Origin of the sequence: Clostridium mobile, from assembly GCF_018918285.1 — a bacterium.
Taxonomy (GTDB): domain Bacteria; phylum Bacillota; class Clostridia; order Clostridiales; family Clostridiaceae; genus Clostridium_AW; species Clostridium_AW mobile.
Genome location: NZ_JAHLQF010000003.1, coordinates 256,905 through 283,020 on the forward strand (window position 1 = coordinate 256,905; position 26,116 = coordinate 283,020).

Genomic DNA, 26,116 nt, shown 5'->3' on the forward strand with positions numbered 1-26,116 from the left:
CGTAAGTGTTTTTATTATGTGTAAAAGTGAGGTGATAATTATAGATACAGTATCAAATAGTCTGATGGTGATTGAAGGAATGTCAAGATCTTTAGAACAAGTACCTCCAGCATTACAATTTCTGAGATTAGTAATGGATAGTATTAACAATAGTGCAAATATAGATATGGAAATGTCAAATAGAAGAATAATTGACGTAGAGATAATTGAAGAAACCTCAGCAGAATTAGAAGAATTAACAAGAGCTCAAGACGCTGCAGCTAATTCTTCTAATGGACTATCAAGTAAAATTAAAGGTTTGATAGATGATTTTCTAAAATTTGAAAATATAAAAAAAGGATTAGATGCAACCATAGGGGGAGCAGCTAGATTAGAGAGAGAAATTATCGATATGGGCAATGCATTAGGAAATAAAGATGTTGGAGAAGCTTTCTTTTTAAATTTAAATAAGTATGCTAACGAAAGTGCATATAGTATAGAAGAACTTAATGGAATAACAAGGCAATTTATTAATTCCACAAAAGATCCAAATAAATTGATGAATTTAAATAAAACTGCTGAAAAGCTTACATTATTAAATCCAAATGAAGGACTAACAGGTGCAGGTGGGACGCTAAAAGAAGCTCTCGGAGGGGACTATGCCTCTTTACAAAGTAATTTTCAATTCAATGATGGTGACATCCAAATGTTGCAAAGTGCTAAAGGTATGGATGATTTCATAAATAAGTTTAATATTTTATTAGATAAAAAAGGAGCTACAGAGCAGTCATTACAAGAATTGAATATGTCAGCTTCAGCCCAGTTTAGTAATCTTAAATCTAATATGCAAACTTCTTTTGCACAAGCTGGTAGCAATGCTTTACAAGCCTTAAAGCCTATTTTTAGTACTATTAATGAAGGTTTTAGAGATGGGAGATTTCAACCATTTTTTAATGGAATAGCTGGCGGACTAAGTTTTATAGCTAATATAGGAGCAAAGCTAATAGATGTATTTAGCTGGATAGGTGAAACAGTGCAGAGTAATTGGGGAATAATAGGTCCTATATTGTCATTTGCTGCAGGTACTTTACTAGTAGCGTTGACTCAAAAATTGCAGGCTTCAGCGTTAGCGTTATGGGCACAAGTAGCACCATTAATATCTCAAGCTTCCGCATGGTTTCTTCTCAATTGGCCTATTATAACTATAGTTGGGTTTATAGCTGTTATTATTTATATGCTGAATAAATGTGGAGTTACAGCAGAGCAAATAGTTGGATCTATTGGAGGAGCTTTTGGTATTTTATTTGGATTTTTATACAATATGGTGGGTACAATATGGAACATATTTGCAAGCTTCGCAGAGCTTTTAGTCAATGTATTTAACCATCCACTTTATTCAATTAAAAAGTTATTTGTTAACATATGGAACAGTATAGTTGAATTTGTTGGTGGAGCTTTAGATTCTATAGTCGGACTTATTAAGAAAGTTCCATTTTTAAAAGATTTAGTAGGAGATTTCTCTTTTGTAAATACTTTTACAGCTGATGCAGGACCTCCACCAGAAGATTATTGGGAAACACCTAAAATAAAAATGAAGGATTATGCTAATGAATTGAATTTTGGATATAATAAAGGCGCAGATATAGCAAATGGTGTAGGGAATTTATTTGGTGATTTCAAAACACCAAAAGACCAAAATGCATTGTTAAACAATGGCCTAGATACAGGTCTAGATAAATTCGCAGCTGCTCCAGAGATAGGAACCAAAGATGGTTTGGCATTGGCTAACGATAATCTTGGTCAAATTAAAGATAGCATAGATGTAAGCAATGAGAATTTGGAACTTATGAGAGATTTAGCTGAGCAGGAAAGTATACAAAACTTCGTTACTCTAACTCCTACGGTACAAGTGACTACAGGGGATATAAAAGAGGAAGCAGATATTAATAAGATAATATCTAAGATAGAGACTTATATGCAAACTGAATTGGTTAATAGTGCAGAGGGGGTATATGCTTAATGTATAAGATGTATTTAGGAATAAATGAAGGGGAAGAAGGATTCGTTCTTCCTGTACTCCCTGAGAAAATAGAGTTTAATGAAAGTGGAGATAACAAAACCTTTGATATTGTAAATTTAGGAGAGGTTAGTACAATAAATAAACCTAAGTTAACTCAAATATCTTTTGAAAGTTATTTCCCTAAGAATATAGGACCATATGTAAGTGCAGAGCAGCTATTCTCTCCTAATGTTTATATTTCTAAAATAAGAGAGTGGAGAGAAAAAGAGCAAAGGATAAGGTTTATATTTACAGGAAGTCCTTTAGATATTAATGACCTGTTTACTATAGAAAGTTTTAAGCTAACGGAAAAAGGTGGAGAAGTAGGAGATATACATTATTCCATAGAACTTAAAGCCTACAGACCTTATGCAGCAAGGAAGATAGTTATGGATACTAAGGGGAATAATACTAGCAAAGCTAAAGTAGAAGCTAAACCTCCAAGACCAGCGGAAAAACCAAAGCAAAAAACACATACCGTTGTTAGCGGAGATACATTATGGCATATTGCTAAGAGGTATCTTGGTGATGGTGCTAGATATAAAGAAATAGCAAAAATAAATAATATTAAAAACCCTAATTTAATATATCCAGGACAGGTTTTTAAAATTCCATAGGGGTGATTTTATGCAAATACAATTATTGCTAGATGACAAAAGAGGAAATATATTTGATATAAGTGAACTTGTTACACAGATTACATGGAAAACTAAAAGGAAAGGTAAACCTTCTAGTTTAGAATTTAGCTTCTTAAAAGATAAGTCCATAGCTATAAATAATGGATATGTAGTTAGCTTTAAAGCAGATAACTATAAGGTCTTTTATGGATATGTATTTGATATAAGCGGCAGTAAAGACCAAGAAATAAAAGTAACAGCCTACGACCAAATAAGATATCTACTAAGTAATGATACTCATGCATTTACTAATAAAAAAGCTAGTCAAATAATAATGCAAATTCTTAAAAACATAGGATTAACAATGGGAACCATAGAAGATACAGGCTATGTTATACCAAGTCTTCTCGAGGAGAACAAGAAGCTTTTGGATATAATGTATAGTTCACTAGAAAAGACATTAATGAGTACAAAACAAACTTATATTTTATATGATGATTTTGGTTCTATTTGTTTAAAAAATATAAATAATATGAAGCAACAAGTTGTAATTTCTGACTATAGTAATTTGGGTGACTTTGACTGGAAAAATAGTATAGATAATGACACATATAATAGAATTAAAATAGTTAGAGACAATAAAGAGATCAAAGGTAGAGATGTATATATAGGACAGGATAGTGAAAATATTGCTAAGTGGGGAAGGTTACAGCATTTTCAAAAGGTAGATGAAAATCTAAATAAGGCCCAAATACAAGAAATGATTAACAACTTATTGAAGCTTAAAAATAGAGAAAGTAAAACATTAAAACTTAAAGATGTATTAAGCACAGACATTAAAGAGGATTTAAAGCTAAGAGCCGGATCAGGTGTGTATGTAGAAATAAAAGAAAAAGATATAGGTCAATATTATTTAATAGAAGATGCTACACATAAATTTGAAAAGGGAAGTTTAGTTATGGATTTTGATTTAAAGGTGGTGTAGATATGGGAATGATAGATATTATAAAGAAGGCTGGAGTGGATGCAGTAGGAGCAAACAATCCAGTTAATATTTTGTTTGGCGAAGTATTAAATGTAGAGGATTTAAAAATAAAAATAGATCAAAAGCTTATATTATCTAAAGAATTTTTTATTATTCCTCAGAGTTTAACTAAATATGAAATAGATTTAGGCCATAGTCATAGTTATTCCAATGGTTCAACTTCTAAAGAACTAAACAAGATAGTTATTAGAGAAGGACTTAAACAAGGGGATAGGGTGTTACTTTTAAGAGTACAAGGTGGGCAACAATATGTCGTCCTAGATAAGGTGGTGTGATAATTGAGCGTATTACCACAAGGAGCAACAATAGAAAATGATTTAGAAATAGAAAAAGTAATTGAATCTAGCAAAACTTATAAAATTGACTTTGAAAAAGGAAAAATAATAGGGTATTGTAATGAGGTTGAAGCACTTAGGCAGGCTGTACAATTAATATTAAACACCGAAAGATATGAGCATCTTATTTATAGTTGGGACTATGGCAGTGAATTAAGGGATTTAATTGGTAAGGATAAAGATATAACAGAGAGCGAAATTAAAAGAAGGATAAGAGAGGCTCTTATGCAGGATGATAGAGTTAATAATGTGGATAATTTTATATTTAATTATGATAAAGATGGTGTAACGGTAGATTTCACTGTCTTTTCTATTTACGGAGAATTTACTGAAAGTGTGGTGAGATAGTTGTTTGAGGAAGTAAATACAGATGAAGCTATACTTAAAAGAATGATGGATAAGGTTCCAAGTGATTTAGATAAAAGAGAAGGTAGTATAATTCACAATTCCCTAGCTCCTATAGCTTTAGAGTTAGCTGTAGCTTATTCTAATTTAGATAGATTCTTAGAGTATACTTTTGCACAAGCAGATACTCCAGAAGAATTCTTAGAAAAAAGGGTAAGCGAAATAGGAATGTATAGAAAGCAACCGACTAAAGCTATTAAAAAAGGACAGTTTTATAATGGTGAAAATAAATTAATAGATATACCTATGGGTAGTAGATTTTCTATAGATGATTTAAATTATAAAGCAGTAGAAAAGATAGACACAGGTATATATAAAATGGAGTGCGAAGAATTAGGAACTGTAGGAAGCAAGTCAACAGGAGTTTTAATTCCCATAGATTATATAGAAGATTTAGCAATTGCCAAGTTAGAAGAAACAATACAAGAAGGACAAGATATTGAAGAAGGTGAGGATTTATATAATAGGTTCACAGAAAAGATTCAAAATCCTACTACCTCTGGTAATTATAATCATTATAAACAATGGGCTTTAGAGGTTACAGGAGTTGGTAAAGTAAAGATATTCCCACTTTGGAACGGTAATGGAACTGTTAAGGTAGTAATAGTAGATAGTAATAAGAAATCTCCTTCACAGGATTTAATAGATAAAGTCTACCACCATATAGAAGAAGTTAGGCCTATAGGAACTAAAGTTACTGTGAAAGGGGCTATGGAAAAACCAATTGATATAAGTGCAAAAATAGTACTATCTAGTGGCTTTAATATTGGGAAGGTTCAAGGAGAATTCATTAAATTATTAGATGCTTATTTAAAGGATATAGCTTTTGAATTATCTTATATTAGTATAGCAAGGATAGGAAATCTACTTCTTAGTACTCCAGGAGTTTTAGACTATGCAGATTTAAAGATCAATAATTCAACGGTAAATATGGGACTAGAAGATGAAGAAATACCAGTTTTAGGAACTGTGGAATTGGGGGTGTAGAAATATGTATCCTAATGATATAGATAAGTTTACAGAAAAGCTAAATAAGATTGATGGCAACACCTATGTAATTGAAGAGGAAGTTAGTTTAAAAGATGGAGTCTATGAAGGAGAGCTAGGACATGATAATGCAAGCAGTTCTAGTGTAAGGGTTTATGCTGGATCAAAATTAACGGGAGAAAAATTAGAAAACTTTATATTGTCTACTCCAAGTACTACCCCATGGAAAACTATAATTCGTCTTTATGGAAATGTAGATAAAGCCTATATTACCTATGAAACTCCTGGTGATACCATAGAAGCGGAAGATATAAATAAAGTTCAGGAAAGTATTGTTAATACTCAGAAAGCATTAAATAGTGAAGTTGAAAGAGCGACTAAATCTGAAGAAAATATAAATAAAAATTTAAATGAAGAGATAGGAAGAGCTAAAAATGCAGAGAAGGTTTTAACGGATAATCTAAATAGTGAAATTAATAGGGCTAAATCAGCGGAAGAAAAGTTAGCTAGTAATATTAGTGAAACAAATAAGAATCTAAATAATGAGATTATTAGAGCGAAAGCTTCTGAACAAAATTTATTAGATAATCTTAACGCAGAAGTTAATAGAGCTGTAACTAGCGAAAAGTTATTGTCTGATAATCTTAATATAACTAATGATAATTTAAATTCTTATAAAACTACTAATGATGCTGAAATACAAGGATTAAGGACTAAAGATACTGATTTAGAAAATAAAAAAGCTAATAAAACTTATGTAGATACTGAATTAAATAAAAGATATTTAAAAGAACAGGTATTTACTAAAGAAGAAGTTCTACAAAAGATAAAGGATGTTATAGGAACCGCTCCTGAAGCCTTGGATACCTTACAAGAGATAGCAAAGGCGTTGAATAATGATGCAGACTTTGCTGTAACAATGACTAATGAATTAAGTAGAAAGGTTGATAAAGTAGCAGGAAAACAATTAAGTACAGAAGATTATACCACTGCAGATAAAAATAAACTTGCGGGAGTAGAGCAGGGAGCAAATAAGTATATTCATCCTTCAACACACAGCGCTGATATTATAGTTGAAAATGCAAATAAAAGATTTGTGAGTGATACAGAAAAAGCTAATTGGAATTCTAAAGAAACACCTACAGGTGCCCAGACTAAAGCAGATAATGCTCTTAAGACAGCTAAAGAATACACAGATACCCATGACAGCAATGAAATAAAGCATATATTAGCAGCTGAAAGAACTAACTGGAATGAAGCCTATGGTAAAAGACATGAACACAGCAATAAATCCGTATTAGATAAAATTACACAAGCATTGTTAGATGCATGGGATACTTCTGTAACTCACATTTCAGATTCTATAAAGCATATAACATCCAATGAGAGAACACTATGGAATACTGTAAGCAATAAAGTTGACAAAGCGACAGGCAAAGGGCTATCAACTAATGATTTTGATAATAACTATAAAGGTAAATTAGATGGAATAGCTACAGGAGCCACTAAAGTAGAAAATAGCAGCACCAACGGGAATATTAAAATAAATGGAACAGAGGCGACTGTATATACTCATCCCTTAGGAACTAATCCTCATGGAACCACTAAAGGTGATGTGGAATTAAGTAATGTGGATAATGTTAAACAAGCTACCAAGACAGAATTTGATACACACGCAGCCGATAACGTAAAACATATAACTGCTGCTGAAAGAACAACGTGGAATAATAAGTGGGATTACAATGTAGCAACTATAAAAGCAGTAAAAGTAAATAGTGCGGTTAATTCTGATACAGTTGGCGGAAAAAATATTAGTGATTTTGTACAAAGAAATTCTTTAGAGAGAATAGAGGGTACAACTAAAGACTTAAATAACTACACATTAGGTGGTTTTTATAACGTAAAAGCAGGTGTTCAAAATTATCCGCTAAACCATGATGGGTATTTAATTGTTATGCCTTGGGATATATCTAACGGAAAGTTTTCAGGACAAATAGTATTCGCAGGTGCAGTGAACCCAAATCCAGATATGTATTATAGATATTCAAAAAGTAATGATGCTAGTATTTGGAGTACTTGGACCAAGATAGCTAAGTTTAGTGATTTGCCAACAAAACTAAGTCAACTTACTAAAGATATTAACTTTGATGACAGATACTACACTGAAATTGAAGCAAATTCTAAATTTGCAACAAAACAGGAGTTAGAAAGTGCTGGGTATGGAGATATGCTTAAATCTATCTACGATAAAAACAGTAATGGTAAGATTGATGTGGCAGAGGTTGCCGATAGTGTAACTTGGGCAGGTGTAACAGGAAAGCCAAGTAGCTTTAACCCATCCACGCATACGCACACTAAAGCTCAAGTAACAGACTTTCCATCTAGCCTGCCAGCTAATGGAGGAAACGCTGACACAGTAGATGGGAAACATGCTAGTGATTTTCTATTAAAAGCAACAAAGTTAGCTGCAAACACAGATTTTAATAATATAACAGCCGAAGGGATTTATTATAATCCTGCCAATGCAGAGGTAGTTACTATGAAGAATGTTCCCATTCAGCAAGCCTTAACGCTAGTTGTATTGCCTAATGCAGGTTGTACACAAATTGTTGTAAATTATTTAAATAATGATGAGAGAATATATATAAGAAATATGTATTCGAATAATTGGGGCAGTTGGAAACAAATAGCTAAACAAGGGGATAGTTATTTAAAATCTGAAAGTGATAGCAAATATATGAAAAAAGGTTCTGTAATTTGGAATGATTTAAAGGGGGTGTAGGCTATGTATGGATCTATAAAGTATGGTACTACTAAATACGGAGAAAAACCATCATTATCAGAAGAGGAAATAGATTTATATAGACCTAATCTTTTAGCTTATCTACCTCCAATTTTAAGAGAAATTAAAGAGTTTAAGATAATAGATGATGTGGTGGGATATGAGTTAGGACTTTTGAGTTGGAATATACAAGATTTGCTTAAACAATGCTTTATTGATAATGCTACATGGGGACTAACCTTATGGGAAAAAGAATATGGAATTAACATAGATATAAGTAAGAGTTACGAAGAAAGAAGAGAAGTAATAAAAGCTCAAAAGCGAGGGCATGGTACAGTAAGCAAAAAACTTATAAAAGAAACAGCAGAAGCTTTCAGCGGTGGAGAAGTGAAAATAATAGAACACCATGAAATCTATTCTTTTACAGCACAATTTATAGGGATTAGAGGTATACCAAAGAATCTAGCAGGTTTTAAAGATATATTAGACAATATAAAGCCAGCTCATTTATCCTATGATTTTAAATACACTTATACGATTTGGGATTATTTGAATAAAAAGAAATTAACATGGACCAATGCTAAAGCTAAATCATGGAATGATTTGAAAGTATATGAATAGAGGTGATTATAATGAAAACTACAATTAACTATGGACTCAAAAAGCCAGAAGGGACAGATGTAGTTAATATTGAAGACTTAAATTACAATGCAGATGTAATTGACAAGAAAATAAAAGAAGTAGATACAAAGGCATCAAATATAAAAGTTCCAGTGACTTCTGTAAATGGGAAGACTGGAGCAGTTACTTTAGCAGTTAGTGATTTAGGCGCAGTTCCTACGAGCAGGAAAGTTAATAATAAGCCTTTATCCGCAGATATTGCATTAAGTGCAAATGATATTAAGACAAGTTCAGGATCTACAGTTGAGTCACAATTGGCTCAAAAAGCGACGAAAACAGAAGTTGGAAATATAAATGATACTACTTTGCCGGCTGAATTGAGAGGGAAGTCTTTAACGGAGATGGCAAAAATAAATTTTACCTCTGGAGTTAATGCAAAAGATGATATAAGGAACGCCGTTAACTCCAAAGGTGGAAGCGTTCCTATTAACCCAACAGTAATCAATTTAGTAGATTCCATAAATAAATTAGCAGTTATAGACTTAATTAAATTACGAAGTAGAATATTAGACATAACGAGAAAAGGAGACAACCTTTTTAAATGGTATATAACACAAAATGGTGAGTTTGTAACTATAAAAATTGTAGATAGCAAAGATGTGTATATAGAAAAATATAACCTTGATAATGTTTTAGTAAATAGTACTAAAATTTACACATCAGCATCAAGCATACATTATGCTATATTTAGTATGTATAGAGGTCATGTAGTTTTATTTGGTAGTAATCCAGACATGTTAGGAATTACTAAAGATGGCGTGCTTAAATATTCAAATTTGGGGTATTTTTCTTCTAATAGAGAAAGTAAGAGCCATAAATGTTTGGTAGATAATGGGAGGAATGAATTTGTTGTTGAGGCTACTGGTGATGGCTATGTAAGAACATATACCACGGGTGGTACTGTAATAGATGCCACAGCTCATACTGCTAAATACCGTACTGCGGACACTTATGGATATGACAATAATTATTTATATTTAAGGATACCTGGATATGACCATACATTTTATGTAGAATTATATTCAGGACGTGTAAGTTATGCTAATCAGTATAATATGATAGATGAGTATTTAAAACCTTCTATATACTTTAGTACACTTAGTAGGACAATATATTAAAAAAGGAGTGTTTTTATGTTCTTAAAAGTAAAGAATTTTATGGATAAAAATGTTGATTATAAAGGTTTAATTATAGATTCTATTAAACCATTTTCACAGTCTGTAGATTATGATAAAAATGAATCTGTATTTATATATAATGATACTTATGAAGAAAACGAGGATATTATAGAAATAACAGAAGAAGAATATTTAATGTTTAAAGAAGAAATAGAAAATAAACTCAAACAGCCAACCGAAGTTGATTTGTTAAAACAACAAATTGAATCTTTAAGTATAGCAATGGCTAAAATAATAGGAATGTAGGAGAAATAATATATGCCAATATGGAAGAAAACTATTTTTGTTAATGCAATAAAGTCAAGAATGGATCAAGAAAATAGGAATGCAGAAGATATACTACAAGAGTATATTAAATTAACGGGGGAAGAGAAAGCAGAGATTTTAAGTGCTATAAATTCATAATTGAGTATTATTGCAACATAAGCTAAATAAGGACTGGAACACAGTCTTTTTATTTTGCATAATTTTTTAATGAAGAGCTTATTGATGAGAAAGAAGTGCATTCATAGTAACTAAAAAATTTATAAAAGAAACAGCAGAGGCTTTCAGCGGTGGAGAAGTGGAAATAAAAGAACACCCTGAAAGCTATTCTTTTACAGTGCAATTTATAGGAGTTAGAGGTATACCAAAAAACTTATCAGGTTTTAAGGGTATATTAGACAATATAAAACCAGCTCATTTATCCTATGATTTTAAATACATTTATACAGTTTGGGATCACTTAAGTGAAAAGAAATTAAGTTGGAATGATGATAAAAACAAATCATGGAATGGCTTAAAGGCATATGAATAGAGGTGATTATAATGAAAACTACAATTAACTATGGACTTAAAAAACCAGAGGGTACAGATGTAGTTAATATTGAAGACTTAAATTACAATGCAGATATAATTGATCAAAAAATAAAAGAAGTAGATACAAAGGCATCAAATATAAAAGTACCAGTGACTTCTGTAAATGGGAAGACTGGAGCGGTTACTTTAGCTGCTATTGATATAGGGGCAGTACCTACAGGTAGAAAAATTAACAGCAAGCCTTTGTCCGTAGATATTGCACTAAGTGCAAGTGATATTAAGACCAGTTCAGGAGCTACAGTTGAGTCGCAATTGGCTCAAATTAAGACAGATATAGGGAGTGAAACATTACAAACCACTAAGAAAAATCTTAAAGGTGCTATTAATGAGGTTTTTCAATTTGCCAATGAGGGAAAAAAGTCTATCTCAACTGCTGTAACAGCTAAAGGTGTTCCTGCGAGTCCTTCTGATACTTTCCCTACATTGGCTAACAAGATAGGTCAGATTGAAACGGGATATGGTGTAGGTAAAAAAATACCTGCTTCTAGTTTACAATTTAATTTTGGTGTTTTATGGGACTTTACTGTCACCAATAATATTTTATCCCCTGTTGGTAAAGTTATTAGTGACAGTGAAAACAACACTTACACATATGACGCTCGTGAATCAAAGGTTGTAAAAATATCTCCAAGTGGCACTTTGTTATGGGAATATTATGGGTTTGTTGGTGCTATACATGATATAGCTATAGATAAATATAATAATGTTTATGCTTGTGGTAATGATAGAACAATTAGAAAAATATCTTCACTTGGTGAGGAAATTTGGAAATTAAGTATTACTGGTATGCCTAGTGTATTGACTGTAGCCCCTAATGGAAGGGTTTATGTTGATGAAGCTTATGGTGATGTTGTAAGGATAAACTCGGATGGTAGTGGAAAGGTTACTATGACAATTCATAGTAATAAAGCTATAGCAAGTATTGATGTAGATAGTGATAATAATATTTATACATGTGCTAATTACTCTGTTAAAAAGAATAAAGACTCGATTTTAATATGGGAATATACTAATAAAACATATGCTTATTATTTAGCTGTTGACTCTAATAATTGTTGTTACATTATGGGTGATATCCTTACAAAGTTAAAAGTAGATGGTGTTAAGGATTGGGATTATTCTGGTTTTAAAGAAAGACCAAACTGTTTGACTTTAGACAAAGAATCTAATGTATACACAAATAATGGATACTATAACATAAAAAAACTAACCTCTAATGGTGTTGCTTTGATGGATTTTGAAATACCTTACGACCGACCTATTAGGGCTATTGACGTTGACACACTTGGTAATTTAGCTATTAGTGCTAGAAATACTATTTTTAAATTAGAACAAAGCTATACTGTATTAAACTAAAAAAGGAGTGCTATTTATATGAAATATTATTTTTATGACAATCAAGGAAATGTGTATTTAATTTATGGTGTTGAACCACCTATTGAATTAGGTGCTCAATATATTAAAACAGATGAAATATTTGCAGAAAAAGAAGGTTATAGATTAGAATTTAAAGTTATTGATGGTATTTTATATTCTGAATATATAGAACTTCCAAAAGATAAATATGAATTGTTGTTAGCAGAAAATGAAGCTACAAAACAGGCTCTAGCAGAGCTTACATTATTTATATCAACAATGAATGGAGGAATATAGTATGTTTAATAAAAATAGTGGATTAGTTAAGGTATGGGTTAGCTTGATAATGGTAGGTACTTATAAGCTTGAACAGGTGCCAGCATTAAGTAACCTAAAGGAAGTAGTAACAGAAGTGATAAATGCTACAGCATCGAGTTAAATTCTTTAATATATTTAATACCAAACTCTTTATTTCATATTAGTATAATATTTGGTATAATGTTCTCTAACAAGGATTGAGACAGTTCTGTAAGAAATTGCGAAACATGTATAAATAAATTATACGCAATGAATGGAGTGAAAAAGGAAATGGATGCTAATATTCTTATTATTTTATTAAAGTATATGGCAATAAGTGTTTTTATTTTTATTATTATAATCCTTGTATTAATCAACTTATATCCTCTTTTGTTTTATAAGTCTCCTGCAACAAAATTGAAAAGGGATGGATTTGATGTGATAATTATTTTAGGCTTTCCTGCATTACAGGACGGGAGGCCTTCTCCGATAATGAGAGAAAGAGTTATAAAAGCAGTTGAATTATTTAATAAGGGATACACTAATAACATTATATGTTCGGGTGGAGGAGTCTATAATAAATATATTGAAGCAGATATTATGGCTAATTTCGCAGAATCATTAGGTATTCCAAATAGTTGTTTGATTAAAGAGGATAAATCAAGAAATACATATCAAAATATACAAAATTCAATAAAGATAATGGTAGATAAAAATTGGTCATCAGCAATGGTAGTAACTTCTCCTTGGCATTTAAGACGTTCTAACTATTTTTTATCAAAATTCAATATTACATATCAAATGGAGAAATCTAACTATCCAAGAGAATTCTCTTATCTTTATATTATTACTATATATATGTGGGAGAATTATGTAATGACCAAAACTAAAATAAAAAGACACTAATACTATACTGTTTCGCAACTTTCTTTTTTTCGTTGCAGTATTTATAGTGCAAGATTGTAAAAAGCAAGAACGTAAGAAACAGTGAAATAACATATCTTTAAAGAACATATTAATGCATTTGGAAATGGGGACAATAAATGATTGAGAAAGCAAATAACAATATTCCAAAACACGTTGCTATTATGATGGATGGTAATGGGAGATGGGCGAAAAAAAGACTGATGCCACGTAAAATGGGACATATAGAAGGCAGTAAAAGGCTTGAAGATATTTGCGAAAGTTCTTATAAATTCGGAATAAAATATCTTACAGTATACGCTTTTTCAACCGAAAACTGGAACCGCCCAAAAGATGAGGTTCAAGGAATTATGAATCTATTCCGAAAATATTTAGTAAATAAAATAAACGAATGCATTCAAAATAATATGTGTGTTCAAGTTATAGGAAACAGAAATGGTTTAGATACTGATATTCTTCAAATGATTGAGAATATTGAAGAAGCAACAAAAAAATGTAGTGGCTTAAATTTGCAAATAGCTGTGAATTATGGTGGAAAAGATGAAATAATAAGGGCAGTTAATAAAATTCTTTTGTTTAAAGAACACTTGAGTAGTATTACTGAAGATGAGTTTTCTTCTTATCTGGATACATGGGACATTCCTGAACCTGATTTATTTATTAGAACTGGTGGAGATAAGAGATTATCTAATTTCTTATTATGGGAGATGGCATATACTGAGTTCTATTTTACTGATGTATTATGGCCAGATTTTAATGAAGAAGAATTGAAAAATGCACTAAATGCATTTACTAAAAGAGAACGTAGATTTGGTCAAATAAAAGAATAATTATTGGTAATAAAAGGCATAACCAAACTTAAAGAATTGATTCACGATTTTCTTATTAAGCGATGTAAAACTAAATTTACGTCGCTTTAGAGTTATATTACGATACAAACTAAATAACTAAAAAGCAAAATAAAGACTGAAACGCAGTCTTTTTATTTTGCCTATTTTTTCAAAACAAGGAGGGATGATATGGATAAAAAAGAAGTATTTAATGGGGTGATTGCAGGAGCTGGAACATTTTTTACTTATCTTTGTGGATTTTGGGATACTGCTCTTATAGTGTTAATATCTTTTATGATATTGGATTATATTACTGGAATACTTGGAGGAATGGTATATAAGGATTTAAGCAGTGAAGTTGGCTTTAAGGGTCTTTTAAGAAAGTTCACTATAATGGTAGTACTCATTGTTGCAGTTTTACTTGATAGATTATTAAATGATGGAACTTGGGTATTTAGGACATTGGTATGTTATTTTTATATAGCAAATGAGGGGATTAGCATATTAGAAAATGCAGGTAGGTTAGGGCTCCCCCTTCCAGAAAAACTACTAGAGGCATTATCTCAGTTAAAGGAAGGTAATAAAAAAGCTAATAAAGAAATAAGGAATTGATTAAGTTGAAGATAATTAAAACTAATTTAAATAGGATTGGTTCTTTAAAATGGGGTAATAAACCTAATAAGATAATAATTCATCATCCTCAGTTCTATGGGGGCGTTGAAGAGTTAAATAATTTAATGATAAACATGGGATACTCCATGATAGGATATAATTATTATATAAGAAAAGACGGTAGTTTATGGGAAGGAAGGCTAGTTGAAGCTATAGGAGCTAACTGTTATGGACAAAATTCTCGTAGCATAGGAGTGTGCTTTGAAGGAGATTATGATAATGATAGAACTATGCCAAAAGCTCAACTCAATTCAGGTATAGAACTAATAAAATATTTGATGAAGAAATATAGTATAGAGGAAGTAGAGGGACATAGGGCTTATTACAACACCTCATGTCCAGGTAGGTATTTCCCATTAGAGGAACTGTTGAATGGAGTAAAAGAACATTCCTATATAAGTATAGATGGAGGAGCATACTCAAATTACAAAGGTATGCCTGCATTAAATTTAATTATCAGAGATTATTCAAAGGATATTTTAAGAGTTTTTGCTTGGGTGGATAGCGATAAGAAAGCAAGCTGGGCCTTTGATATTAAACCTCCTAATAGTAATTATACAAGGTTATTTAAAAATATTAACAAAGTTATAAATACAAGAAATGGTGGGTTCACTTTTTCTAAAGGAGCCTACTATAAAATTAAAGCTAAAGGCTACAATGACATGGGAAGAGTTGTAGCAGAAAATCAAATAGTTTTAAAAGTTCTAGATTAGAATTAAAGCTAAAGTTAAAGCCATGGGTAAGAGAAAACTTATCCATGGCTTTTTGTTTTTATATTATTAAAATTTGTGCAATTAAAACTGAGAAAATTAAAATAATCATAGATTAAAAATTTAGGTTTATTCCTTTATATTCTTTTAGATTTTTTACATTATCTTTATTAAATATAATAGCAAAAGATGGGTTGGATAGAAAGCGTAAAACAGATATTTTATATTAAAGCCTTTTTCTCCATTGTATAATTTTATTGGTATTAATGCTAATATGGCTAAAAGTTGCATAAGCATATCTAAGGATAATAGATATTGAACTGGTACTCCTAATAGCAACATATATGCACTATAGGCTAATTGGGCCACGAGTATGAGAAATATTTGATTCTTAGCCATATCTTTAAAGCTGTCATGGTATTTAAAGAAGAAGTAAATGCTAAATACTCCAGTAAAGTCTCCGTCTATACGCAAGAAGAAAGCTGCAATGGCAATAACCCAAACAAAAGCAATTCTATATTTACTTTTAGAATTATCATAAAGATATATAGCTACAAGTCCTAAAAATAAATCAAAGATAGTATTCAGTGCAAGAAAATTTTCCCCAAAAGCTTGTCTAAACGCAAGGGTAAAGGGTATTTGAGATATTAAAGCACAAATAAACAATCTTAACATATACTTCTTTTTATTTCTTGTTTTTAAATATCCTTCTGCAATAAAAAAGCAGAATATAGGAAAGGCAAGTCTTCCTATTAGCTTAAAAATTATAACTTGTGGATAAAGAACAGTTCCAATATGATCTAAAAGCATTGCTATAATAGCAAAAATTTTAAGAGTAGTTGAATTCATATAAATTCCTCCTGTATTTTTATTAATAATATAAAGATACAGGGTAATTTTAAGGATTCTATAAAGTTTATATAAAAACTTTACTCATATATATCCCCAGCTAATTTTTCTAAAGCTTCCCCATCCAATATAATTATAGAATTTTTATCTTTTTTAATTATTCCATCGCTGCATAATTTATTTATGGTTCTATGAAGATGTCTATAGCTGCTGCCAAGTAGGTCAGCCATTTCAGTTAGCTTATCTGTTGAAATTCCGTTAATAGTATCACTCCATTCCTCCTTTGAAGAAGAAACCGCTAAAAGATAACTGGCTAATCTATTTTCTAGAGGGTAGAGAAGATTAATAGAGCTGACTTTTGAATTTTTATCTAATTTATCTCCCAGACTATTTATTATGTATCTTAAAAACAAGGTATCATCAAGGGCAAATTGGCGCAATATCTTCATGGGTATGCATATACATAAAGCTTTTTCTACTACCTGAACATTTGAGTGAGTATAATTATCATTTACAATTTCCACATCTCCTATTATACTTAAAGGCTTATAAAATCTTAATAAGAGGGATTTGCCATTCTTAAGCAACAAATAAACCTTAGTTTTACCTTTTACTAAAAAATAAAAATACTCTAGTCTTTCTTTTGATTTGCATATATACTCATTTTTATCGAACATATATAGCTCCATATATTCGGTCATATCCTTTAAAAACATATCTTTAATATTATACTTATCAATATAATATTTAAGTTTATTTTTATCTGTAATTTTTTGCAAAACTATCACCTCAAGACTAAAATTTATACTTATATCAAGTGATTCTTAGCTTCAGATGGAGTTTGCTTAAAAAGAATACTTACTCCAACTGAAGCTTAGAAGAACTTATCCAGGGACGTCATCCGTTATGCACAGCATAAGAACTCTAAATCACTGAAGCTCAAGAGCTCTAATATCTCCCACTTGTAGAAGATGGGAGTATTACGGATGGTAGTCATCGAATAAACTAAATAAATTAATAAAATTATGACATATGTCCTATTATATAATTTTATTTATATTATAACATTAAGTAAGAACAAATAATTGAAATGGAGAGTAAATGTATGTATAAACTAGGTTCAGTAATTATAGGATTTTTAATTACAATCATGGTCACCATCAATGGTGTTTTAGCCAAAGGAGTAGGAGATTATAAATCAGTATTAATAATACATGTGGTAGGTCTTATAGCTATAAGTTTATTACTATTATTAAGAAAAGAAAAAATTAACTTGAAAAAAGAAATTCCTAAATATCTTTTCAGTGGAGGAGCTATTGGAATTTTTGTTGTACTATTTAATAACATATCATTTAATAAATTGGGAGCGGCTCTTACATTGTCATTAGGTCTATTTGGACAACTAATAATGTCAGGAATAATAGATCATTTTGGATTGTTTAATATGGATATAAGTAAGTTTAATGTAAAAAAGATATTTGGTTTTTTGCTAATTTTTGCAGGATTAGTTGTTATGATCATATATTAGGAGGGTGAGATATGATAAATATTATGATTGCCTTTATAACTGGAGCTTTAGTTATTTTATCTATGGTAATAAACTCTAGTTTAGGAAAAAAGATTGGAGTGCTCCAGGGAACTTTTATAAATTATATTGTAGGATTGATAGGCATTGCTGTGGTACTTTTAATTAAATATGGTGGAATAGATATACCTTTTGGAGATCTACAAAAGGTACCCTTATGGGCATATTTAGGAGGAGCAATAGGGGTTATAGTGGTAGCAACTTCTAATATTATAATACCTAAGATTCCAACTATATATTCAACTTTATTAATTTTTATAGGACAACTTGGAACAGGTATAGTAATAGACTATTTAACAATGAATGTAGTATCAAAAGGAAAGATTATAGGAAGTATTCTTATATTATTAGGACTTGTATATAATTTTTATATAGATAAGAAAGAATTAGTAAAAGAACAAGCTGGTTGTTAAAAACCAGCTTGTTAATTTTAAAAATATAAAATAATATTAACTTTACATAACTCTTCCAGGTAATAAAGCATCTATTACTCCAATAACTAAAGCAGCTAATATGGCACCTATTATAGATACTCTCATATTAGGTACAAAAAGTTGAGTTAAGTATATTATTATAGCTGCTATAATAAATCCTTTAAAGCCTTTTCCAAAAGGTGAGGCATCTGCGCCCATGAAGCTTTCTACTAAAGCATCTATTATTGTAATTACAACTGCGGCTAATATCATTGGCCAAAATCCTACTATAGTAAAGCCAGGTGTTAAAAAGGATGTTATTGCTAGCACAATAGTAGTTAATACAAGTCTTATTATATAACCCATAAAAGTAGAGTTAGTACCTTCTGCATTTTTGTTGCCCATAATCATTTCCTCCTTTAAAATAAAAAATTAATTCATATATATTGTGTGTATAAAATATAAAAATATTTAAATAATAAGAGAATATTTTTGATATTAATTTATCATTACCTTAAAAATATAAAAAAATGCATTTATAAATGCATTTTTTTAAAATTACTTAAATTTTTTTGAATTATTATCTCGTTTTTTATTAGTTGCTTTATTAGATTCATTGCTATCTATTAAATTTCCTTTATATATAGATTTACCTATAATTTTTATATTTAAGTCTTTCTCATATCTTTTGAGCAAGGAAACTTCCTTTTCTGTAGCTATAGAAATAGTAGTTCCTAAACTACCTGCTCTTCCAGTTCTACCTGCCCTATGTATATATTCTTTTGAGTCCTGTGGTAAGTCTAGGTTAAATATATGAGTCACTTCTTTTACATCTAACCCTCTAGCTGCTAAATCAGAAGCTACTAATAATTGAAATTTACCACTTCTAAAACCATCTAAAGCTTTTTTTCTTTCTTCCTTTGAAGCATTTCCATATATTCCATAAGCATTAATATGATGATATTGAAGTTTTGATGTAGCTATTTCCACCTCATCTGGTTTATTTATAAAAATTATACCTCTCTTAGGTTTTGTTGCGGCTATTAATTTTCTTAAAACTTCAATTTTATCTCTTTGTTCACAAGTCAAATATAAATGATTAATATTTTCGTTAACCTGAACTTTATCTTCTATGGTTATAATTTCAGGATCCTTCATTAGTCCTTTTGCTATATCTAAAGTTCTATTGTTTATTGTAGCTGAGAAGGTCATCAGTTGCCTATCTCTCATTGTTGTTTTTATCACATCTTTTACACGAGTTAAATTATTTTGATCAAGCAATCTATCGCCTTCATCTATGACTATAGTTTTTATAGTGTGGGCACTGATTTTTTTCATTTTTATAAGCTCAAATATTCTACCTGTAGATCCCACAATTATATGAGGTTTTTCTTTTAGCTTTTCTATTTGTCTTTTTACATTTACTTCTCCTATTATAGGAGTTGAAGTTACAGGAATTTCAGAATTTGTAGCTAAAAGTTTTATTTCTCTGTCTATCTGCATAGCTAGCTCATGAGTTGGAGCTAATATAATAGCTTGCATTTCTCTTTTTTCAGAATTTATTTTTTGAAATATAGGAAGTAAATAGGCTAAAGTTTTACCGCTTCCAGTCTGTGACTGTCCTATAATATCTTTATTTTCTAAAGCTAGAGGAATAGCTTTTGCTTGAATATCTGTAGGGACTTTTATACCACCTTTATTCAATCCATCCACTAATTGAGGATTTAAATTTAGTTTATCAAATGATATCGTCATATTTATCTCCTTTTGTTTATCTATTTAAGAATTATTATTTACTGGATTAATTTTTATATAGCATTTTTATAGAAAGATTTACTTATAAACTTTTTTCATAAAGAAATGTTAGTTTGAAAGAAATAATCTTTATCTGTGACTTCTCTTGAAAGAGCTGTAATAATTCTGCATTTAATATTATAATCTGACAAATTAATAAAATCTACTATATTATTCTTTTTACTGAGTTCTTTCTACTTTTTTTATAAGATCAAATGTATAATTTTTTCTAGTTTCAAAAAATATATTAATATTATAACATATCTTCTATTATAAAAATGCAATACAAGTGTAAGAATATGTAGTAGATAGTTTACATATATTATTTTAAGAAATACTATTAGCAATGTAATAGTTATGCTCTTTAAGAGGCAAGGATTGTGTAAATATTTAAAATTTAGTATAATTTTACTTAAGCATAATCCTTTGTAATGAAATTCATTAACTTAAAGGAGGAAAAATTGATGATTAAAAGAATAGTAATAGCCGAAGATGAGCCTATTACTAGAATGGATATTTCAGAGACTTTAATGGAGGCGGGCTACGAAGTTGTAGGCATAGCCTCTAATGGATTAAGTGCAGTGGAGATTGCTAGAAAAACTAATCCAGATTTAATTGTTATGGATATAAACATGCCTGTACTTAATGGATTAGAAGCCTCAAAAATGATTATTGAAGAGGCAATAACAAATTGCATTATAATTATAACAGAACAAAATATAGAAGAATTTATAGATGTTGCAGATGAAATTGGAATTATGGGATATGTGGAAAAACCCATAAATGAAAAAAAGCTTTTATCTACTATAGAGACAGCAATATTTGAAAGTAAAAAAATGAAAAGTAATAGAAAGTACATAAATAACATCAATACAAAAATAGCTATGGATTTTTAATTTAGCTTTGTGTATTATATATTTAATTTTAAAAAACTAATAGGCATAAAAAATATAATTAATTTATAGAATTATTATGTTATAATTATATTAATAATTAAATATAGAAATTAAACATAAAATTGATAAAGTAGTTATTTTAGTTTACTATTAGAATATAAGTAATGTATTAAATAAAATCATGTAATTATAAAGGGTATCTTTAAAACTAAGGTACTCTTTTTTTTATATAGTTATTATAAAAGTTAATATGGAGGAAAAATTATGGGAAAGATTTTAGTTTTGGCGGAGAAGCCAAGTGTAGGTAGAGATTTAGCAAGGGTTTTAAAGTGTAATATAAAAGGAAATGGATATCTAGAAGGAAATAAATATATTGTAACTTGGGCATTAGGGCATTTGGTTACCCTAGCAGATCCCGAGGCTTATGATGACAAATATAAAAAGTGGAGTATGGATACTCTTCCAATGCTGCCTAAAAGGATGAAGCTTAATGTTATAGGAAAGACTGGGAAGCAATTTAGTCAGGTAAAAAAAGTAATGACTAGAAATGACATAGATGAGCTTGTTATAGCAACAGACGCTGGAAGGGAAGGAGAGCTAGTTGCTAGATGGATTATTGAAAAAGTAGGTTTTAGAAAGCCTATAAAACGTCTTTGGATTTCATCTCAAACGGATAAAGCTATAATTGATGGTTTTAACAACTTAAAGCCTGGAAAAAACTATGAAAATTTATACAGATCTGCAGTATGTAGAGCAGAGGCAGATTGGCTTGTAGGGCTTAATGTGACAAGGGCATTAACATGCAAATATAATGCTCAGCTTTCTGCGGGAAGAGTTCAGACACCAACTCTTGCATTAATAGTAGAGAGGGAAGAGGAAATTAAAAACTTCAGACCTAGGGATCAATATAGTATAGGGGCTAGCGGTAAGGGTTTTACCCTTCGTTGGCAAAATAAAGGAGGGCAGTTCTATACTTTTGATGAAAATATTGCAAAAGAGGTTGTAGCTAAGGTTAGTGGTCAGAGTGGTAGAATAGTTGAAGTACTAGAAAAGGATAAGAAGCAATATGCTCCAGCTCTTTATGACTTAACGGAGCTTCAGAGGGATGCAAATAGAATATTTGGATATTCTGCAAAAGAAACACTTTCTATAATGCAAAGATTATATGAAAATCACAAGGTGTTGACTTATCCAAGAACGGATTCTAGATATATTTCTAGTGATATTGTATCTACGCTTCCACTTAGATTGAAATCCATAGCCATAGGTCAGTATAGCAAATTTGCAAATGATATATTAAAAGATAGGATTAAAGCTCATAAAGGTTTTGTAGATGATAGCAAGGTATCAGATCACCATGCCATAATTCCAACAGAGCAAAAGATTAATTTAGCATATTTGAGTAGTGAAGAAAGAAAGATATATGATTTAGTTATTAAACGTTTTTTAAGCGTTATGCTTCCACCTTTTGAATATGTGCAAACCACTATTAAAGCAGAAGTTAATGGAGAAACATTTATAGCTAATGGTAAAAATATTAAAGCAAAGGGTTGGAAGGCTATTTATGATAAAGAGGAAGAGCTAGATGAAAGCATGGATGGAGAAGATGAAATCAAAGATCAGAACCTTCCAAAGGTTAATAAGGGAGATGCTATAAGCTTTATTTCCGTTAACATAAATAAAGGGCAAACAAAACCACCTGCAAGATTTAATGAGGGAACACTTTTATCAGCTATGGAAAATCCTCAAAAATACATTAATTTGAACAAAGAACATGCAAAGACATTAGGAGAAACTGGTGGACTAGGAACCGTTGCTACAAGAGCGGATATAATAGAGAAACTTTATAACTCCTTTTATATAGAGAAAAAAGGAAAAGAAATAACTCCAACATCAAAAGGAAAGCAAATTGTAGATTTAGTACCTGAAGATTTAAAATCCCCTGTATTAACTGCGAAATGGGAAAAGGAACTAGATTTGATAAGCAAAGGGAAGATTAGTGATAGAGAGTTTATAGATAAAATGAGAACATATTCTTCAAAACTTGTAGAAGATGTAAAAGGAAGTAAAGATAAGTATGTACACAACAATTTAACGGGAACTAAATGCCCTGATTGTGGTAAGTATATGCTTGAGGTTAATGGAAAACACGGAAAGATACTTGTATGTCAAGATAGAGAATGTGGTAAAAGGCAGAATATCAGTAGATTTACTAATGTAAGATGTCCTGAATGTCATAAAAGATTAGAACTTAAAGGGCAAGGTGAAGGGCAGATTTATGTTTGTGGAAATTGTACCTTTAGGGAGAAACTTTCTTCATTTAATAAGAGATTTAAGGAAAACGAAGGTAAGTTAAATAAAAAAGAAGTTTCAAGATATATGAAAAAAATGAAAGAGGAAAGTGAAGCACCTATAAATTCAGCTCTTGCAGAAGCTTTAGCAAAATTAAATTTAAAATAATTAGTGAACAAAATATAATTTTAAGACACATAGCTTTTCAGAACTAGAGGATGACAAATTGTTTTTACAAGTATAAGTTTTACAAAGACAACTTGTTATGGAAAATAGAAAGCTAAATATGTAGTGAAGCCACTTCATCAAAAGTCGCTATTTCACTACATATTTAGCTCTTTTATAGTTTACAAATCTTTTTTCAATTATAGTAAATACTCATTTACTGTCTAAAACTTAAAAATGCTATGTAATGCATACTTAGAAATCTAAATATCTAAATAAAGTTGCATCGCAATTTTTAATATTATTAACATTGAAAAGCATAGATGATATAAAGTATAATATAAATATGTAAGTACCGTATAGGGGTATTAATAACAAATATGTATAAAATAAAAACTCTATTTAAAACTATTGTAAACAATATTTTTAAATGTATAATTATTTATTATAATCAATATATACAGTTATTAAAAACAATGTATGTAGTTTTTTAAAACTAGCATACATAATTAAATTTAAATATGGAGGAAGATAATGCTCAATAATAAGAACGACAAAGACAAGAACAATAAGTTTGATGACAATAAATTTAAATACATCATTTATTATGCTATCGCTGTTACTTTAGTTGTATTTCTAATTAATGACTATGTAGTAAACAATCAAGTTAAGCATATAAAATACACAGAATTTAATACTATGGTTCAAGAGAATCAAATAAAAGAAGTACAAATTGCTTCAGATAAAATTATAATATATCCTAAAGAAGGTACAAAAGATGAAGGAAAGGTGCTTTATACAGGTAAGATAGCAGAGGATGAAGAGCTGATAGAAAGATTAAAAAAAGCTAATGTTCCTTATGATGGAGTTGTAGTTAAGCAAGATAGCCCTATTAAGAGCTTTATAGTAAACTGGGTTTTACCATTTTTAATTTTCATGGCTCTAGGAAGATTCATGTTTAGTAAAATAGATAAGAAAATGGGTAGCGGTGTTATGTCCTTTGGGAAAAATACTGCAAAAATTTATGCAGAAAGTGAAACAGGTGTAACTTTTAAAGATATGGCAGGACAAGAAGAAGCTAAGGAATCTCTTGTGGAGATAGTTGATTTCTTGCACAATCCTAAAAAGTATTCAGAAATTGGTGCAAAGCTACCTAAAGGAGCATTGTTAGTGGGTCCTCCAGGAACAGGTAAGACGCTTTTAGCTAAAGCTGTTGCAGGGGAAGCAAAGGTTCCTTTCTTCTCTATATCTGGTTCAGGTTTTGTTGAAATGTTTGTAGGTATGGGTGCTGCCAGAGTAAGGGATTTATTTAATCAGGCTCAAGAAAAGGCCCCATGTATAATTTTTATAGATGAAATAGATGCCATAGGTAAAAGCAGAGATGGAAACTTAGGTGGAAATGATGAAAGAGAGCAGACTTTAAATCAGTTGTTAGCTGAAATGGACGGTTTTGATTCCTCTAAAGGGGTAGTAATTTTAGCTGCAACAAATAGACCAGAAGTTTTAGATAAGGCTCTTTTAAGACCAGGTAGATTTGATAGAAGAGTTATTGTAGATAGACCTGATCTAAATGGTAGAGAAGAGATACTAAAGGTTCATATAAAGGGAGTTAAAATGTCAGAGGATGTAGACTTAAATGCTGTAGCAAGATCAACTCCAGGTGCTGTAGGAGCGGATTTAGCAAATATTATAAATGAAGCAGCATTAAGAGCAGTAAAGAATAATAGAAAAGAAGTTATACAAGAGGATTTAAATGAAGCTGTAGAAGTTATAATTGCAGGAAAAGAAAAGAGAGATAGAATATTATCTCCTAAAGAAAAAAGAGCTGTTGCGTTCCATGAAGTTGGCCACGCATTAGTAGCTGCATTGCTTACTAATACTGATCCGGTTCATAAAATTACAATTGTACCAAGAACAATGGGAGCGTTAGGATACACCATGCAGCTTCCAACAGAGGAAAAATATTTAATAACTAAAGAAGAAATGTTTGATCAAATTTGTGTAATGCTAGGAGGAAGAGCAGCAGAAGAAGTAGTGCTTAATAGCATATCTACTGGTGCATCAAATGATATCGAAAAAGCTACAGCTACTGCAAGGAGCATGGTAACTATTTATGGAATGACCGAAAAATTTGATATGATGGGATTAGAATCCACATCAAATAGGTATTTAGATGGAAGGCCTGTTAAAAATTGTAGCGCTGAAACAGAAGCTATTATTGATGAAGAAACCTTAAAGATAATAAAAGAAGCTCATAAAAAGGCAATAGATGTATTAACAGAAAATAGAGAGTTATTAGATAAGATTACGGAAAGACTATTAGAAAAAGAAACTATTATGGGCGATGAATTTATGGCCATAATAAAAGGTGAGGAAGAATCTGCCCAGGAAGAAGAATAATTAGGGT

At 30.5% G+C, this 26,116-nt stretch carries 28 protein-coding genes; 24 read left to right on the top strand and 4 right to left on the bottom strand.

The annotated features are described in order from the left end of the window. The first annotated feature begins 64 nt into the window (after window positions 1-64). From KQI86_RS12965 to KQI86_RS13060, 19 genes are all read left to right on the top strand, one after another. The gene (locus KQI86_RS12965) at window positions 65-1,999 is read left to right on the top strand and encodes a phage tail family protein (protein ID WP_246582801.1); all 1,935 of its coding nucleotides are present in this window, start codon (window positions 65-67) and stop codon (window positions 1,997-1,999) included. Next, window positions 1,999-2,655, top strand: a complete 657-nt coding sequence (locus tag KQI86_RS12970; RefSeq protein ID WP_216439806.1) for a LysM peptidoglycan-binding domain-containing protein — start codon at window positions 1,999-2,001, stop codon at window positions 2,653-2,655. Before KQI86_RS12965 ends, KQI86_RS12970 begins: the two co-directional genes overlap by 1 nt. A 10-nt stretch (window positions 2,656-2,665) precedes the next feature. Then, window positions 2,666-3,640 carry an XkdQ/YqbQ family protein gene (locus tag KQI86_RS12975; RefSeq protein WP_216439807.1) on the top strand — a complete coding sequence of 325 codons (975 nt, stop codon included), beginning with the start codon at window positions 2,666-2,668 and terminating at the stop codon, window positions 3,638-3,640. A gap of 2 nt (window positions 3,641-3,642) precedes the next feature. Then, complete coding sequence (locus KQI86_RS12980) at window positions 3,643-3,975, top strand: DUF2577 domain-containing protein (protein ID WP_216439808.1); 333 nt, start codon at window positions 3,643-3,645, stop codon at window positions 3,973-3,975. 3 nt (window positions 3,976-3,978) lie between these two features. Beyond that, complete coding sequence (locus KQI86_RS12985; RefSeq protein WP_216439809.1) at window positions 3,979-4,383, top strand: DUF2634 domain-containing protein; 405 nt, start codon at window positions 3,979-3,981, stop codon at window positions 4,381-4,383. Next, complete coding sequence (locus KQI86_RS12990) at window positions 4,384-5,427, top strand: baseplate J/gp47 family protein (RefSeq protein ID WP_246582802.1); 1,044 nt, start codon at window positions 4,384-4,386, stop codon at window positions 5,425-5,427. A 4-nt stretch (window positions 5,428-5,431) separates the two neighbouring features. Next, window positions 5,432-8,209 carry a pyocin knob domain-containing protein gene (locus tag KQI86_RS20210; protein ID WP_246582803.1) on the top strand — a complete coding sequence of 926 codons (2,778 nt, stop codon included), beginning with the start codon at window positions 5,432-5,434 and terminating at the stop codon, window positions 8,207-8,209. A 3-nt stretch (window positions 8,210-8,212) separates the two neighbouring features. After that, window positions 8,213-8,830: a YmfQ family protein gene (locus KQI86_RS13005; protein WP_216439810.1), complete on the top strand. Its 618-nt coding sequence runs from the start codon at window positions 8,213-8,215 to the stop codon at window positions 8,828-8,830. Window positions 8,831-8,841: 11 nt separating this feature from the next. Continuing rightward, window positions 8,842-10,008: a hypothetical protein gene (locus KQI86_RS13010; protein ID WP_216439811.1), complete on the top strand. Its 1,167-nt coding sequence runs from the start codon at window positions 8,842-8,844 to the stop codon at window positions 10,006-10,008. Between the two features lie 15 nt (window positions 10,009-10,023). Continuing rightward, a complete protein-coding gene (locus KQI86_RS13015) occupies window positions 10,024-10,314 on the top strand; it encodes a hypothetical protein (RefSeq protein WP_216439812.1) in 291 nt (96 codons plus the stop codon). Window positions 10,315-10,326: 12 nt separating this feature from the next. Further along, window positions 10,327-10,473: a hypothetical protein gene (locus tag KQI86_RS13020; protein ID WP_216439813.1), complete on the top strand. Its 147-nt coding sequence runs from the start codon at window positions 10,327-10,329 to the stop codon at window positions 10,471-10,473. 103 nt (window positions 10,474-10,576) lie between these two features. After that, window positions 10,577-10,864: a putative phage tail protein gene (locus KQI86_RS13025; RefSeq protein WP_216440233.1), complete on the top strand. Its 288-nt coding sequence runs from the start codon at window positions 10,577-10,579 to the stop codon at window positions 10,862-10,864. A gap of 11 nt (window positions 10,865-10,875) precedes the next feature. Beyond that, a complete protein-coding gene (locus KQI86_RS13030; RefSeq protein WP_216439814.1) occupies window positions 10,876-12,282 on the top strand; it encodes an NHL repeat-containing protein in 1,407 nt (468 codons plus the stop codon). 18 nt (window positions 12,283-12,300) lie between these two features. Beyond that, window positions 12,301-12,579 carry a hypothetical protein gene (locus tag KQI86_RS13035; RefSeq protein ID WP_216439815.1) on the top strand — a complete coding sequence of 93 codons (279 nt, stop codon included), beginning with the start codon at window positions 12,301-12,303 and terminating at the stop codon, window positions 12,577-12,579. A gap of 1 nt (window position 12,580) precedes the next feature. Continuing rightward, window positions 12,581-12,721 carry a hypothetical protein gene (locus KQI86_RS13040; RefSeq protein WP_216439816.1) on the top strand — a complete coding sequence of 47 codons (141 nt, stop codon included), beginning with the start codon at window positions 12,581-12,583 and terminating at the stop codon, window positions 12,719-12,721. A 149-nt stretch (window positions 12,722-12,870) separates the two neighbouring features. Then, window positions 12,871-13,485, top strand: a complete 615-nt coding sequence (locus tag KQI86_RS13045) for a YdcF family protein (protein WP_216439817.1) — start codon at window positions 12,871-12,873, stop codon at window positions 13,483-13,485. A gap of 137 nt (window positions 13,486-13,622) precedes the next feature. Next, window positions 13,623-14,333 carry an undecaprenyl pyrophosphate synthase gene (uppS, locus tag KQI86_RS13050; RefSeq protein WP_216439818.1) on the top strand — a complete coding sequence of 237 codons (711 nt, stop codon included), beginning with the start codon at window positions 13,623-13,625 and terminating at the stop codon, window positions 14,331-14,333. A 189-nt stretch (window positions 14,334-14,522) separates the two neighbouring features. After that, the gene (locus tag KQI86_RS13055) at window positions 14,523-14,945 is read left to right on the top strand and encodes a phage holin family protein (RefSeq protein ID WP_216439819.1); all 423 of its coding nucleotides are present in this window, start codon (window positions 14,523-14,525) and stop codon (window positions 14,943-14,945) included. Further along, window positions 14,942-15,718 (top strand): peptidoglycan recognition protein family protein, encoded by a 777-nt coding sequence (locus KQI86_RS13060; protein WP_216439820.1) that lies wholly within the window; start codon window positions 14,942-14,944, stop codon window positions 15,716-15,718. The genes KQI86_RS13055 and KQI86_RS13060 overlap by 4 nt, the downstream gene beginning before the upstream one ends. 153 nt (window positions 15,719-15,871) lie before the next feature. Here KQI86_RS13060 and KQI86_RS13065 read toward each other — a convergent pair whose 3' ends face one another. Together KQI86_RS13065 and KQI86_RS13070 are read right to left on the bottom strand one after the other, a co-directional pair. After that, window positions 15,872-16,564, bottom strand: coding sequence for a TraX family protein (locus tag KQI86_RS13065; RefSeq protein WP_216439821.1), 693 nt, complete (start codon window positions 16,562-16,564; stop codon window positions 15,872-15,874). A gap of 80 nt (window positions 16,565-16,644) precedes the next feature. Next, window positions 16,645-17,343, bottom strand: a complete 699-nt coding sequence (locus tag KQI86_RS13070; RefSeq protein ID WP_216439822.1) for a cyclic nucleotide-binding domain-containing protein — start codon at window positions 17,341-17,343, stop codon at window positions 16,645-16,647. Between the two features lie 326 nt (window positions 17,344-17,669). On the opposite strand from KQI86_RS13070, the gene KQI86_RS13075 reads away from it, so the two are divergent. After that, window positions 17,670-18,092, top strand: a complete 423-nt coding sequence (locus tag KQI86_RS13075; RefSeq protein WP_216439823.1) for a DMT family transporter — start codon at window positions 17,670-17,672, stop codon at window positions 18,090-18,092. Window positions 18,093-18,103: 11 nt separating this feature from the next. Beyond that, window positions 18,104-18,562 (top strand): DMT family transporter, encoded by a 459-nt coding sequence (locus KQI86_RS13080; protein WP_216439824.1) that lies wholly within the window; start codon window positions 18,104-18,106, stop codon window positions 18,560-18,562. 42 nt (window positions 18,563-18,604) lie between these two features. Here the strand turns inward: KQI86_RS13080 and KQI86_RS13085 are convergent, their stop codons facing one another. Both KQI86_RS13085 and KQI86_RS13090 read right to left on the bottom strand, forming a co-directional pair. After that, window positions 18,605-18,967: a phage holin family protein gene (locus tag KQI86_RS13085; protein WP_425514378.1), complete on the bottom strand. Its 363-nt coding sequence runs from the start codon at window positions 18,965-18,967 to the stop codon at window positions 18,605-18,607. Window positions 18,968-19,120: 153 nt separating this feature from the next. Next, a complete protein-coding gene (locus tag KQI86_RS13090; RefSeq protein ID WP_216439826.1) occupies window positions 19,121-20,317 on the bottom strand; it encodes a DEAD/DEAH box helicase in 1,197 nt (398 codons plus the stop codon). 503 nt (window positions 20,318-20,820) lie between these two features. Here KQI86_RS13090 and KQI86_RS13095 point away from each other — a divergent pair. The 3 genes from KQI86_RS13095 (at window position 20,821) to ftsH (ending at window position 26,109) form a co-directional block, all read left to right on the top strand. After that, a complete protein-coding gene (locus tag KQI86_RS13095) occupies window positions 20,821-21,252 on the top strand; it encodes a response regulator (protein ID WP_216439827.1) in 432 nt (143 codons plus the stop codon). A 264-nt stretch (window positions 21,253-21,516) separates the two neighbouring features. Then, window positions 21,517-23,712, top strand: coding sequence for a DNA topoisomerase III (locus KQI86_RS13100; protein ID WP_216439828.1), 2,196 nt, complete (start codon window positions 21,517-21,519; stop codon window positions 23,710-23,712). A gap of 531 nt (window positions 23,713-24,243) precedes the next feature. Continuing rightward, window positions 24,244-26,109, top strand: coding sequence for an ATP-dependent zinc metalloprotease FtsH (ftsH, locus tag KQI86_RS13105; RefSeq protein WP_216439829.1), 1,866 nt, complete (start codon window positions 24,244-24,246; stop codon window positions 26,107-26,109). Window positions 26,110-26,116: the final 7 nt, after the last annotated feature.

Bases quoted from the DNA above. Each gene is read 5' to 3' on its own strand.
- KQI86_RS12965 (WP_246582801.1), top strand. From the start codon at position 65: ATGGTGATTGAAGGAATGTCAAGATCTTTAGAACAAGTACCTCCAGCA.
- KQI86_RS12970 (WP_216439806.1), top strand. From the start codon at position 1,999: ATGTATAAGATGTATTTAGGAATAAATGAAGGGGAAGAAGGATTCGTT.
- KQI86_RS12975 (WP_216439807.1), top strand. From the start codon at position 2,666: ATGCAAATACAATTATTGCTAGATGACAAAAGAGGAAATATATTTGAT.
- KQI86_RS12980 (WP_216439808.1), top strand. From the start codon at position 3,643: ATGGGAATGATAGATATTATAAAGAAGGCTGGAGTGGATGCAGTAGGA.
- KQI86_RS20210 (WP_246582803.1), top strand. From the start codon at position 5,432: ATGTATCCTAATGATATAGATAAGTTTACAGAAAAGCTAAATAAGATT.
- KQI86_RS13005 (WP_216439810.1), top strand. From the start codon at position 8,213: ATGTATGGATCTATAAAGTATGGTACTACTAAATACGGAGAAAAACCA.
- KQI86_RS13010 (WP_216439811.1), top strand. From the start codon at position 8,842: ATGAAAACTACAATTAACTATGGACTCAAAAAGCCAGAAGGGACAGAT.
- KQI86_RS13015 (WP_216439812.1), top strand. From the start codon at position 10,024: ATGTTCTTAAAAGTAAAGAATTTTATGGATAAAAATGTTGATTATAAA.
- KQI86_RS13020 (WP_216439813.1), top strand. From the start codon at position 10,327: ATGCCAATATGGAAGAAAACTATTTTTGTTAATGCAATAAAGTCAAGA.
- KQI86_RS13030 (WP_216439814.1), top strand. From the start codon at position 10,876: ATGAAAACTACAATTAACTATGGACTTAAAAAACCAGAGGGTACAGAT.
- KQI86_RS13035 (WP_216439815.1), top strand. From the start codon at position 12,301: ATGAAATATTATTTTTATGACAATCAAGGAAATGTGTATTTAATTTAT.
- KQI86_RS13040 (WP_216439816.1), top strand. From the start codon at position 12,581: ATGTTTAATAAAAATAGTGGATTAGTTAAGGTATGGGTTAGCTTGATA.
- KQI86_RS13045 (WP_216439817.1), top strand. From the start codon at position 12,871: ATGGATGCTAATATTCTTATTATTTTATTAAAGTATATGGCAATAAGT.
- uppS (WP_216439818.1), top strand. From the start codon at position 13,623: ATGATTGAGAAAGCAAATAACAATATTCCAAAACACGTTGCTATTATG.
- KQI86_RS13055 (WP_216439819.1), top strand. From the start codon at position 14,523: ATGGATAAAAAAGAAGTATTTAATGGGGTGATTGCAGGAGCTGGAACA.
- KQI86_RS13065 (WP_216439821.1), bottom strand. From the start codon at position 16,564: ATGAATTCAACTACTCTTAAAATTTTTGCTATTATAGCAATGCTTTTA.
- KQI86_RS13075 (WP_216439823.1), top strand. From the start codon at position 17,670: ATGTATAAACTAGGTTCAGTAATTATAGGATTTTTAATTACAATCATG.
- KQI86_RS13080 (WP_216439824.1), top strand. From the start codon at position 18,104: ATGATAAATATTATGATTGCCTTTATAACTGGAGCTTTAGTTATTTTA.
- KQI86_RS13085 (WP_425514378.1), bottom strand. From the start codon at position 18,967: ATGGGCAACAAAAATGCAGAAGGTACTAACTCTACTTTTATGGGTTAT.
- KQI86_RS13090 (WP_216439826.1), bottom strand. From the start codon at position 20,317: ATGACGATATCATTTGATAAACTAAATTTAAATCCTCAATTAGTGGAT.
- KQI86_RS13095 (WP_216439827.1), top strand. From the start codon at position 20,821: ATGATTAAAAGAATAGTAATAGCCGAAGATGAGCCTATTACTAGAATG.
- KQI86_RS13100 (WP_216439828.1), top strand. From the start codon at position 21,517: ATGGGAAAGATTTTAGTTTTGGCGGAGAAGCCAAGTGTAGGTAGAGAT.
- ftsH (WP_216439829.1), top strand. From the start codon at position 24,244: ATGCTCAATAATAAGAACGACAAAGACAAGAACAATAAGTTTGATGAC.